We start from the raw sequence: 10,170 nt of genomic DNA, 5'->3' as shown, positions 1-10,170 counted from the left end.
GCGCTGCGCGTCTGGCGGCGGCGCCTGGCGGCTTCGTCGATCGCCTCGACGATCGCGGCGTCCATCGACAGGTGGACGCGTTCCAGCGTCCTGGCCGGCGCGATCCAGGGGACGGCGATCAGGAACGCGCCTTCGGCCAGATCCCCGGCCGCCTGCTGCCGGATCGCCTCGATCGAGCTGGGCGCGACCGGCTCGGCATCCTCGAACCACAAGGTAAGGGCCTCCACGGCATTGGGCACCACGTCGTCGAGATCGTCGGCGGCCGAGAAGCAGCCGGGAATGTCGGGAAAGGTCACGCCGTAGGCGCTTCCGGGATCGCGGTGCACGACCGCGTAGAAATACTGCATCGTCTGGTCCTTTGGTCGATCCGGGCTGGCTCAGAGCCAGCCCGCTTGCTTTGCTATGGCCCGAGCGGTTCCCCTCGGCAGGTCTTTCTTCGGGTGCGGAACGATCACCGTGCGGTCGCCCTTGCGGAACTTGTGGTGCGAGCCCTTCGTCGACACGAGTTCGAAGCCATCCGCGAGGAGCCGTTTCACGATCGCTTTGCTGTCCGTTTCCATGCCCATTTTATTGCACATTTTCCAGCCACCAGCAAGCGGAAATGTGCAAATAAATGGGCCTATGATCTCTAGAGCACGCTGGTTTTATGCCGTTTTCCTGCTATATTCCCTGGGTGGCGTGGACAGGGCATTGAACGGAACGGGCGACCACGACCGGCCGCGACTGGCACCCGAGATGGCGAGCCGGCGCTTGCTGCTGCTCGCCTTCGTGCGCGACTATATCGCACGCTGGGGCGAGAGCCCCTCGCATGGCGAGATCGCCAGCGGGCTGGGCATCAGCCGCACGCGCGCGCGCCAGCTGATCAAGGCGCTGGTGCGATCCGGGCAGCTGCTCCACCGGCCGGGCCCGCGCGGGCTGTCGCTGCCCGCGCAGCGCGACGAGGCCGTGCGCCGGCTGCGCGACCTCGGCTGGAAAGTGGACGAGGATCTGGCCCGCGCCAGCCCGGAGAGCCCGGCCGCCCCCTGCGCAAAAACGTCCCTGCCGGGGCCGATCGTGCTCGACTACGTTCCACGTGATGGAGGTGCGGATGGCGGGAACGATATCGGCGACACGCGAAATTGCGCGGCGGCGGGAAACGGCGCGGAAGAACTGGGCGGCGCGGCACCCCGACAAGGCGCGCCAGGAGCGCGAGCTTCGCCGGCATAATCGCGAGGTCCGCGACGGGTTCGGCCACAAGGTGCACGGCACGCCCGAGACTTGCGCCAAGGCGGCCCGCACGCGGCAAGGGGCGCTGGCGCGGCTTTACCAGGCCGGCGACATCTCGATCGACCAGCTGGCGGCGGCAGCCGACATCGCGGCCGTGCACGCGAAAGTGACGCGCGACGTGGCGATCGGCACCGTCAGCCTGGAAACGCGCGTCGATGCCTGCCGGCGCAACGATGCGCTGTTCTTCGAGCGGCTGGGCGCGGTGCGGGCCGAGGTCGCCTATTCGAACTGGCGCAGGGCCTTGCCCGAACCGCTGCCGGTGCTGGCCATGGTGATCGACGATGTGAGCTGCAGCACCGCCGCCAGCCACTTCGGGATGCACAAGCGCCGGGCCAAGGCGATTCTGACGCAGGCGCTCGACGACTGGTTCGACCGGCTGGACCAGGCGTGCCGCGAGATCGACGACGTGAGCGTGACGATCGCGCATTTGCGCATACGATGACCCCCCCTGCGCAAAATAGACCCTGCCTGGGCGGCCCGTAACGCGCCATATCGACCCCGCCAGAGTTGCGTCCGGTGCAGTCTCCCGGTCCCGGCCCAGGATACCCGAGCGAGCCGCTATATGCGGCCGTACACGAGCCCGTCAGCCTTACCGCTGGCGGGCTCTTCGCGTTGAAGGACTTCGAGTGAAGCACGCTGACCTGCCAATCGGCTTCCACCCCGTGCCGGGCCGTGACGTCGATCGGGCACGATTGCCGGCCGAGCCGAAGCGGCGCCGGTTGCGCCTGCCCAGGCCGACGAAGAACAATGATCCCGCCTATCGCAAGGCGATGCGGGCGCGATGAGCCGGCCCGTCAGCCTGGGCACGCTGCTCGATCGCGAGGTCGACGCGCTCGATGCACTGCTGAGCGAAGTGCGCGGCGGCATTCGCGGGCCGGCGCATTTCGACCGGCTCGAGGAAAAGGCTTGTGCGATCGGCGCGCGGCTTCGCGCCGCCTTTCGCGAGCGCGAGGCGACGCGGCCGTGATCGACATCGATGTCCTGAAGCGGGCTGCGCGTGACGCCGCCGGCGAGGGACGTCCGATCGAACTGACGCCGGCCTGCTTCCACCAGCTGATCGCCGAGCTTGAAGCGGGGCGCAGGGCGCAAGCCGAAGCGGGGCAGACGTTCGGGCTGCCGAGGGGAGTGAGGCTTTGACGGTTCTGACGGTACGCCATGGCCAGGCCGAAGCGCTGCCCGAGCTGCGCGCGGTGCTGGAGCTGGCCTGCAACAAGGCGCAGCTGCTCTATCATGCCGAGACGGCCTGGTCCTCCGGCGCGTTCTCCGGCGCGCGCCACACCATCCAGCTGTGCTTCACCGGCATTGACGCGATCGCGTTCGCCGAGGCGTTCATCGAGCGGTTGCCTTATCAGGAATTCGCCCTTGTGGGCCGGTGCGTGATGGACGCGGCGATCATCGCGGTCGAGCGGACGCGGGGTGACGACGAGCCGGCCACCACGATCACCCTGCAACTCCTGACCCTGGAGAACTGACGATGCCCCCCATCCGCACGCCGCGATCGGTGAAGGCGGCGACCGAGCTGCTCGAGCGCTATGCCGCGATCGAGGGCGATATCGCGCTGATCGAGAATGTCCGCAACGCCGCGATCGCGGAAGCGAACAAGTCGGCCGATGCCGGCGCCGAGCCGCTGATCGCCGAGCGGGATCTGATCCGCGAGAAGCTCGCGCCCTGGTGGAAGGATGCCGCAGCCTCGCTCACTGCCGGCAACCGCAAGTCGATCGAGCTGGGCGGGTGCATGATCGGCACGCGCGCGGGCCGCGACAGCCTGGCCATCAATGGCGACGAGGATGCGATCGCCGAGAAGCTCTCCAAGCGCGACTGGGCCAAGCCGCTCGTGCGCGTGGTGACCAGGCTCGACAAGAAGGCGATCATGAAATCGATCGACGGTGTCTATCGCAAGCAGCTCGCCGCGCTGGGGCTGAGCCGCAAGGCTGGCGGCGAACAGTTCTTCGTCGAGCGCGCCGAGCAGGGCGGCACGGTGGCGGGAGCCCGGGCGTGAAGACGACACTGACAGGCGGTTCGGCGGTGACTCCCGACCATCGCGAGATCATCGGCGAGGGGCCGCGCAAGGGGCAGCAGAGGGACTATGTCGTGCTGTCGGCCGACGAGCGGGCCAAGGGCTTCGTCCGTCCGGTGCGGCGTGCTTACCGGCACCTCAGGTGTGGCACCGTGACGAAGATGGGTCAGGCACTTGCCGAGACTTATGCGTGTGATCCCGAATTCTACAGCGGTACATTCTGCTGCAGCTGTGGCTCGCACTTCCCCGTTGGCCAAGCAGGCGAATTCGTCTGGGACGGAACCAGCGAGAAAGTGGGCACGTGAAGCCCGACCAGCACATGCGGCTCGACAGCCTGGCGATGGTCAATCGCATCGCCGAGGCACGGGGCGCGCTGCTGCACCAGATCTCGGTGGTCGAGGCCGAGCATGATTGCCTGACGCCCCCGAAGTTCTGCGTCACCGTCGATGCTCAGCGCCTGGGGCCGGACATCCTGGCGATCGTGCGGCCTGTGGTCGTGCGTGAGCTGCGCGCTCAGGTGGCGGCGCTGGAGCGTGATCTGGAGGCGCTCGGCGTTAGCGTCGGCTGATGCGGCGACGTGTCGACGTGTCGACCAGTCGACCTGTCGAGCGCCTGCGCGGCCGAGCAGGCCAGAAGCAGCGCAAGCGCCGACTGGCGCGCACCAGGGGCCTGTGCGAGCGCTGCCTGGCGCGTGGCCTCACTCGCCTTGCCGACGTCGTTGACCATGTGGTGCCGCTGGCGCTGGGTGGGTCGGACGACGATCAGAACACCCGCAACTTGTGCGAGCCCTGCCATCTCGAGGTCACGGCCGAGCAATTCGGCTTCGCCTCGATCGGCAAGGGTGTCGATGCGAACGGCCGACCGCTGCTGTCGGACCATCCGTGGAATGCGCGCGGCGGGACCGGGGGTGGGTCGAAAGTCTGAGACCCTAGCGAGCGGACACCGGCGGCCCCAACCATGCGCACTGCGATGAATTTTGAAGTAAAAAGTTGGGGCGATGACGGCAGCTGATGGAGTACCCGAGCCGAAGTGGGCCACGCTGCTGAAGGATCGGGGCGAGCGCGCGGCCGCCAAGGCGCACTGGAAACGCGTGACCGATGAGATGCGGGAGCGCGAAACACTCTCCCCATCCAACGGCCATGCCGTGCAGCGCCTCGTGCTGGCCTACATCATCTATGATCGCTGCTCCGCCCAAGTGGCCGACGGCGGCGTCATCAGCGAGCCCGCGAAGGACAATCCCAAGGCCATCGCGCGCCTCTCGGTCTTCTATCAGGCCATGCGGGAGGCGGAGAACACGGCCGAGCGGCTGGAAAACCAGCTGGGCTTGACACCCCAGCGCCGGGGCAAGGTGTCGAAGGTGACGAAGAAGCGGGAGCGCAGTGCGGGTGCCGACGCGTACCTCAGGCCGAAGGGGTAAGCAAAGCGACCCGACGACTGCCTGGGCGGAAGGCGCGGTCCGGGGCGACTTCGTTACTGGCGAGCTGGTCCGGTATGCGGCGGAACGCCACCTGCGAGACCTGCGCGATGCCGAGGCGCGCGGCTACTTCTGGCGGCCGGATCTGGCGCAGTGCGCCCTGGATTTCTTCCCGTCGCTGTTCACGATCACCGATGGGCCTGCCGAGGGCAAGCCGTTCAACCTGATCCCCTATCAGGTGTTCATCGTCGGCTCACTGATGGGCTGGGTCAATGCCGAGGGACGCTGGCGCTTTCGGTCCGGCTACGTCGAGACCGGCAAGGGTCAGGCGAAGTCGCCGATGATGGCGGGGCTCGGGCTCTACGCCATGGGCTGGTGCGACTTTTCGCGCGCGCAGATCTATTCGATCGCCGCGAACAAGCAGACGTCGATGGTCCTGTTCAAGGACGCAACGGCGATGTGCCGGGCGCAGATCCCCGGATACGACGACGGCGAGAGCCTGGACGTTCGCGGCGACATCGTCATTCGCGGCGAGGGCGACAACGCCTGGAAGATCGAGCACCCGGCGACGCAATCGTTCTTCCTGCCGCTGGCCGACGGCAAGAAGCAATCCGGCCCGCGCCCGCGCATGGTGCTGGCGGACGAGATCCACGAGTTCACGTCGGTCGCCCAGATCGATACGTGGCAGCGCGCGATCGACAAGATCGCGGGCAGTGCCATGATGGTGCTGGGCAGCAATACGCCGGCGACGTCGCAACTGGTCGGTACCGAGATCTCGGAGGCCGCCCAGGCGGTGGCGAAGGGGGACGTCAAGAACGACACGGCTTTCGCCTTCGTAGCGCGGGTCGACAAGAAGGACCGGGAAACGGTCTTCGAAAACGAGGCCTGCTGGGTCAAATCGCTGCCCGCGCTGGGCATCACCTACCCGATCACGAATATCCGGGAGGCGGTCGAGGCGGCCAAGACGCGGCTGTCGACCAAGAGTTCGGTCAGGCGGCTTTATTTCGGCATCCCGACCGGCGCGGCCGATTTCTGGATCAACGAGGAATCGTGGGCCGCAGTGCTGCGCGAGATCCCCGACGACGTCATTGCCCAGCTGCGCGGCTGCAAATGCTGGCTGTCGCTGGACCTCTCGAAGAAGAACGACCTTACGGCGCTGACGGCGACTTGGCTGGACGACGAAGGACGGCTCTGGTCGAAGACCTGGTACTGGACGGCCAGGGATGGCCTGGAGGACCGCGTGAAGGCGGACCTCGCGCCCTATGATGAATGGGTCGAAAAGGGCTTCATGTCGGCCGTTGGCGGCGCGACGATCGACTACACGTTCATCGCCGCGCAGGTCCAACGGCTGTGTAACGACCATGATGTGCAGGAGCTGGTGTTCGATCCGGCGAAGATCGCCGATTTCGAAACTGCCTGCGATGAGATCGGCTTTCCGGCCTGGCGCTTCCGGGGGATCAAGGAGCCCGCCGGCACCGGCTTGAAGATGGTGGCGCACGCGCAGGGGATGCGCGTGATGTTCGAGGATCGGCAGTATTGTATGCCACGATCGATCCAGCGTCTGGAAGATCGCATCCTGAACAAGACGATCTTCATCGAAGACTCGCCCGTTACTTACAGCTGCGCGGCCAACGCCGCGCTGATGGAAGACGGGATGAAGAACCGCGCGTTCGACAAGAAGCGCTCGCGCGGACGCATTGACGGCCTGGTGACGATCGCGATGGGCGCCGGCGCGGCCGACAACGTGCCGATGGCGCCGCCGCCTTCGGTCTATGAATCGCGCGGCGTGCGCAGGCTCTAGGAGGTCGAATGGGATTTTTCGGCGACCTCTTCGGGTTTGGCCGTCCGGCTTCGTCGCCTCGTGCCTCGCTGCTCGATAGCGGTGGCACGGTGATCTCGACGCCGCAGCAGTTAGAGGAAGCGCTGCGCACCGGCAACGTGTCCGAATCGGGCGAGCATGTTTCGCCGGAACGCGCGCTTTCGATCTCTGCCGCCTATGGCTGCGTCAGGCTGATCTCCGGCGCGATCGCCACGGTCCCGTTGCACATCAAGCGGCGGATCGACGAGCGCACACGCGAGGATGCTTCCGACCATCCGGTTTCCACGCTTGTGCGCCGGCGGCCGAACCGCTGGCAGAAGCCGCACCAGTTCAAGCGGATGATGCAGGCGAACATCTTGCTCCGTGGCAATGGCTACGCGCTCAAGGTGCCCGGCGTGCGCGGGCCGCAGGAACTGATCCCGCTGCATCCCGACCGGGTGAGGCCGCGCCAGCGTGACGACTGGGGCGTCGAATATGAGTGGACGCGCAAGAATGGCTCGCGGGTTGTCTTTCAGCAGGAACAGATCCTGCACCTCTACGGCCTGACGCTCGACGGCTTCACCGGCGTGACGCCGCTCACATTCGCCCGCGAGACGATCGGCACAGCGCTGTCGATGGACCGCTATGTCAGCCGCACGATGCGCAAGGGCGCGCGCGTGAGCGGCGCGATGCAGAAGAAGGAGGGCGCGCTCTCCGACACCGCGTACGACCGGCTGAAGGAGAGCCTCGAAGAATATCGATCGGGCGGCGACGAGGAGGGCAGCTTCCTGCTGCTCGAGGAAGGGCTTGAATGGAAGCCGATGTCGCTGACGATCGCCGATATGGCGTGGATCGAGGCGAAGAAGCTCAGCCGGTCCGAAGTGTGCATGTTCTACGGCGTGCCGCCGTCGATGATCGGCGACAACAGCGGCAGCGATTCGAACTGGGGGACCGGGCTCGAGCAGAAGTCGAACGGCTTTCAGGCATTCGGTCTCGAGGATCACTATACGATGTGGGAGGAGGGCATCACCTGCGACCTCCTGACAGACCCGCATTATGCGCGCTTCAATCGCTCCGCCCTGGTGCGCAGCGATATCAAGGCGCGGTGGGGATCGCACGTCCAGGCGCTGCAATGGGGGGTGATGAGCCCCAACGAAGTTCGCGCGCTCGAGGACATGAACCCAAGAGACGACGGGGACATCTATTATCCGCCGCCGAACACATCCGGCGATGCCGGCAGCAAGGACAGCGAGAATGACGATGACGTTCCGCCCGCGCGTTAACGCCAGGGCGCGGCCGGGCGCGTTGCCCATGCCGGCGAATCGGAAGATCTCCGCCTTCGCGCCGGCCAGCGTCTACGATCGCTGGGGCGAGGATGCCGCTGGCATCCGCGCGGCCGCTGGCGGTGACAATGTCATCACCATGTTCGACGACATCGGCGAGGATTACTGGAGCGGCGGCGGCATCACCGCGAAGAAGGTGGACGCGCAGCTGCGCGCGATCGGCGACCGGCCGGTCGAAGTGCAGATCAACTCGCCGGGCGGCGACATGTTCGAGGGCATCGCGATCTACAACGTGCTGCGCGAGCACCCGCAGGACATCACGATCAAGGTGATGGGGATGGCGGCATCGGCCGCCTCGCTGGTGGCGATGGCCGGCGACCGGATCGAGATCGGCGTCTCTTCGTTTCTGATGATCCACAATTGCTGGGTCATGGCGATGGGCAACCGCCACGATATGGCCGAGGTTTCCGCCTGGCTCGCTCCGTTCGACCAGTCGATGATCGACCTTTATGCGCTGCGCACCGATGCGAGCGCCGAGGAGATCGGCGCGATGATGGATGCCGAGACCTGGCTTTCCGGGTCAACCGCGATCGAAAAGGGATTTGCCGACGCGCTTCTGCCGGCGGACCAGATGAAACGCGACGAAAGCGCCCAGGCGGCCGATCGCCGCGTCAACGAGCTTCGCGCGATGGAGCTGACGCTGGTCCGCGCGGGCTACACGCGCAGCGAGGCCCGGGCTCGCATCCACAAAATCAAGGGAGACGGCACGCCAGGCGCTGCCGTCGATCTCGACAACCCCACGCCGGGCGCTGGGGACTCCGAATTGGCCGGCGCTCTGACCGGCCTCCTCAGCACCATCCGCTCATAGGAGCATCCTCATGAAGCACACTTCCCGTGCCGCGATGATCGCGGCCGGCGCCGCCGTCGTGTCCTCGCCGCGCGCCGTCTTTGCCATGCCGCGCGCCGATGGCGCCGACCCCAAGGCGCTGGTGGCGCAGATCAATACCGCCTTCGAGGAATTCAAGACGGTGAACAACGCCGCGCTTGCCGGCAAGGCCGACGATGCGGTCGTCAGCGAAAAGCTCGGCAAGATCAACGACAGCATCAATGACCTGACGGTGGCGCTGGAGAAGGCGCAGGCCGATCTTGCGGCGGCGCAGCTCGGCGGCGGTGGCGGTGACGAGGTCTCTGCCGAAGTGCGCGAGCACGCCGGCGTCTTCAACACCTGGTTCCGCAAGGGTGATCGTGCGATCGATGCCGACCTGCGCGACCTGGAAGTGAAGGCCAAGCTCACCACGCAGTCCGACCCCGACGGCGGCTATCTGGTTCCCGAGACGATGGAAGCTGGCATCGACCGCGTCCTGGGCAAGCAGTCGGCGATCCGCTCGATCAGCCGCGTGATCAACATTTCGGGCCAAACCTACAAGAAGCTGGTCAACATGGGCGGGGCCAGCTCGGGCTGGGTCGGCGAGCAGCAGGCGCGCACGGAAACGACCACGCCGACGCTGCGCGAGATCGCGATCAACGTCCACGAACTCTATGCGCAGCCGGCCGCGACGCAGACCGCGCTCGACGATGCCGTGTTCAACGTCGAACAGTGGCTGGCCGACGAGGTCTCGATCGAGTTCGCCGAGCAGGAAGGCGGGGCCTTCGCCAATGGCGACGGCGTCAGCAAGCCGCGCGGGATCTTCAACTATCCCACCGTGCTCAACGACAACTATGCCTGGGGCAAGCTCGGCTTCGTAAAGACCGGCGCCGCGGCCGCATTCGTCGCTCCGACGTCCGAACTCAGCCCGGCCGATTGCATGATCGACCTCTACTATTCGCTGAAGTCCGGCTATCGCAACAACGCGAGCTGGCTGACCTCGGACAAGGTGCTCGGCACGATCCGCAAGTTCAAGGATGGCGACGGCAACTACCTGTGGGCGGCGCCCACCGGCACGGCCGACGTCCCGACGATCCTGCAGAAGCCGGTCGTCACCGACGACAACGTGCCGGCGCTGGGCGCGAACGCCTTCCCGGTGGCCTTCGGCGACTTCAACCGGGGCTACACCGTCGTCGATCGCCAGGGCATCCGCGTGCTGCGCGATCCCTACACCTCGAAGCCGAACGTGCTGTTCTACACCACCAAGCGCGTGGGCGGCGGCGTGACCAACTTCGAGGCGATCAAGCTGCTGAAGTGCTCGCTCTGACGGCCTGAACCTTCCCCACATTCGAAGACCCGGCGGCCGCGAGGCCGCCGGCGCAGGAGACGATCATGAAGAACCTCGACCTCCACAACAAGCTGGAGTTCCGCCGCGCGATCAGCCCGGTTTCCGTTGCCGACACTACGGCCCTGGTCAGCCAGATCATCGACCGCCAGGGCTTCTCCGGCCTCGAATTCGCCATCGCG

At 66.4% G+C, this 10,170-nt stretch carries 17 protein-coding genes; 15 read left to right on the top strand and 2 right to left on the bottom strand.

The features are described 5' to 3' along the window. Together PYV00_RS24255 and PYV00_RS24250 are read right to left on the bottom strand one after the other, a co-directional pair. A partial coding sequence (locus tag PYV00_RS24255) for a type II toxin-antitoxin system HicB family antitoxin (protein WP_275230910.1) occupies positions 1-347 on the bottom strand: 347 nt, incomplete at its 3' end. 30 nt (positions 348-377) lie between these two features. Then, positions 378-560 carry a type II toxin-antitoxin system HicA family toxin gene (locus PYV00_RS24250; RefSeq protein WP_275230909.1) on the bottom strand — a complete coding sequence of 61 codons (183 nt, stop codon included), beginning with the start codon at positions 558-560 and terminating at the stop codon, positions 378-380. A 175-nt stretch (positions 561-735) separates the two neighbouring features. Here PYV00_RS24250 and PYV00_RS24245 point away from each other — a divergent pair, with 175 nt between their 5' ends. From PYV00_RS24245 to PYV00_RS24175, 15 genes are all read left to right on the top strand, one after another. Further along, complete coding sequence (locus PYV00_RS24245; protein ID WP_275230908.1) at positions 736-1,206, top strand: LexA family protein; 471 nt, start codon at positions 736-738, stop codon at positions 1,204-1,206. Continuing rightward, positions 1,088-1,708 carry a hypothetical protein gene (locus tag PYV00_RS24240; protein WP_275230907.1) on the top strand — a complete coding sequence of 207 codons (621 nt, stop codon included), beginning with the start codon at positions 1,088-1,090 and terminating at the stop codon, positions 1,706-1,708. Before PYV00_RS24245 ends, PYV00_RS24240 begins: the two co-directional genes overlap by 119 nt. Before the next feature lie 184 nt (positions 1,709-1,892). Then, positions 1,893-2,051 carry a hypothetical protein gene (locus PYV00_RS24235; RefSeq protein ID WP_275230906.1) on the top strand — a complete coding sequence of 53 codons (159 nt, stop codon included), beginning with the start codon at positions 1,893-1,895 and terminating at the stop codon, positions 2,049-2,051. Beyond that, the gene (locus PYV00_RS24230) at positions 2,048-2,233 is read left to right on the top strand and encodes a hypothetical protein (RefSeq protein WP_275230905.1); all 186 of its coding nucleotides are present in this window, start codon (positions 2,048-2,050) and stop codon (positions 2,231-2,233) included. Before PYV00_RS24235 ends, PYV00_RS24230 begins: the two co-directional genes overlap by 4 nt. Further along, positions 2,230-2,403: a hypothetical protein gene (locus tag PYV00_RS24225; protein WP_275230904.1), complete on the top strand. Its 174-nt coding sequence runs from the start codon at positions 2,230-2,232 to the stop codon at positions 2,401-2,403. Before PYV00_RS24230 ends, PYV00_RS24225 begins: the two co-directional genes overlap by 4 nt. Further along, positions 2,400-2,738, top strand: a complete 339-nt coding sequence (locus PYV00_RS24220) for a hypothetical protein (RefSeq protein WP_275230903.1) — start codon at positions 2,400-2,402, stop codon at positions 2,736-2,738. The genes PYV00_RS24225 and PYV00_RS24220 overlap by 4 nt, the downstream gene beginning before the upstream one ends. A gap of 2 nt (positions 2,739-2,740) precedes the next feature. Further along, the gene (locus PYV00_RS24215; RefSeq protein ID WP_275230902.1) at positions 2,741-3,265 is read left to right on the top strand and encodes a host-nuclease inhibitor Gam family protein; all 525 of its coding nucleotides are present in this window, start codon (positions 2,741-2,743) and stop codon (positions 3,263-3,265) included. Continuing rightward, on the top strand, positions 3,262-3,588 hold the full coding sequence (locus tag PYV00_RS24210) for a hypothetical protein (protein ID WP_275230901.1): 327 nt from the start codon (positions 3,262-3,264) through the stop codon (positions 3,586-3,588). Before PYV00_RS24215 ends, PYV00_RS24210 begins: the two co-directional genes overlap by 4 nt. Beyond that, positions 3,585-3,851: a hypothetical protein gene (locus PYV00_RS24205; protein WP_275230900.1), complete on the top strand. Its 267-nt coding sequence runs from the start codon at positions 3,585-3,587 to the stop codon at positions 3,849-3,851. Before PYV00_RS24210 ends, PYV00_RS24205 begins: the two co-directional genes overlap by 4 nt. 17 nt (positions 3,852-3,868) lie before the next feature. Then, complete coding sequence (locus PYV00_RS24200; protein WP_275230899.1) at positions 3,869-4,207, top strand: HNH endonuclease; 339 nt, start codon at positions 3,869-3,871, stop codon at positions 4,205-4,207. Positions 4,208-4,280: 73 nt separating this feature from the next. Beyond that, complete coding sequence (locus PYV00_RS24195; RefSeq protein WP_275230898.1) at positions 4,281-4,700, top strand: P27 family phage terminase small subunit; 420 nt, start codon at positions 4,281-4,283, stop codon at positions 4,698-4,700. After that, positions 4,669-6,498, top strand: coding sequence for a terminase large subunit (locus PYV00_RS24190; protein WP_275230897.1), 1,830 nt, complete (start codon positions 4,669-4,671; stop codon positions 6,496-6,498). The genes PYV00_RS24195 and PYV00_RS24190 overlap by 32 nt, the downstream gene beginning before the upstream one ends. An 8-nt stretch (positions 6,499-6,506) precedes the next feature. Beyond that, positions 6,507-7,778: a phage portal protein gene (locus tag PYV00_RS24185; protein ID WP_275230896.1), complete on the top strand. Its 1,272-nt coding sequence runs from the start codon at positions 6,507-6,509 to the stop codon at positions 7,776-7,778. Beyond that, positions 7,750-8,646 (top strand): head maturation protease, ClpP-related, encoded by an 897-nt coding sequence (locus PYV00_RS24180; protein ID WP_275230895.1) that lies wholly within the window; start codon positions 7,750-7,752, stop codon positions 8,644-8,646. The genes PYV00_RS24185 and PYV00_RS24180 overlap by 29 nt, the downstream gene beginning before the upstream one ends. A 10-nt stretch (positions 8,647-8,656) precedes the next feature. Continuing rightward, entirely contained in the window at positions 8,657-9,970 is a 1,314-nt protein-coding gene (locus PYV00_RS24175; RefSeq protein WP_275230894.1) for a phage major capsid protein, read from the top strand. Positions 9,971-10,170 lie beyond the last annotated feature (200 nt).

It is taken from the genome of Novosphingobium album (ex Liu et al. 2023) (assembly GCF_029076845.1).
In the GTDB taxonomy this organism is placed as follows: Bacteria; Pseudomonadota; Alphaproteobacteria; order Sphingomonadales; family Sphingomonadaceae; genus Novosphingobium.
The sequence above is the reverse complement of the archived record's forward strand: the minus strand, read 5'-3'. Positions and strand labels throughout refer to the sequence as shown.

Coding starts and splice junctions, on each gene's coding strand:
- PYV00_RS24250 (WP_275230909.1), bottom strand. CDS start 560: ATGGAAACGGACAGCAAAGCGATCGTGAAACGGCTCCTCGCGGATGGC.
- PYV00_RS24180 (WP_275230895.1), top strand. CDS start 7,750: ATGACGATGACGTTCCGCCCGCGCGTTAACGCCAGGGCGCGGCCGGGC.
- PYV00_RS24185 (WP_275230896.1), top strand. CDS start 6,507: ATGGGATTTTTCGGCGACCTCTTCGGGTTTGGCCGTCCGGCTTCGTCG.
- PYV00_RS24175 (WP_275230894.1), top strand. CDS start 8,657: ATGAAGCACACTTCCCGTGCCGCGATGATCGCGGCCGGCGCCGCCGTC.
- PYV00_RS24245 (WP_275230908.1), top strand. CDS start 736: ATGGCGAGCCGGCGCTTGCTGCTGCTCGCCTTCGTGCGCGACTATATC.
- PYV00_RS24240 (WP_275230907.1), top strand. CDS start 1,088: ATGGCGGGAACGATATCGGCGACACGCGAAATTGCGCGGCGGCGGGAA.
- PYV00_RS24230 (WP_275230905.1), top strand. CDS start 2,048: ATGAGCCGGCCCGTCAGCCTGGGCACGCTGCTCGATCGCGAGGTCGAC.
- PYV00_RS24195 (WP_275230898.1), top strand. CDS start 4,281: ATGACGGCAGCTGATGGAGTACCCGAGCCGAAGTGGGCCACGCTGCTG.
- PYV00_RS24215 (WP_275230902.1), top strand. CDS start 2,741: ATGCCCCCCATCCGCACGCCGCGATCGGTGAAGGCGGCGACCGAGCTG.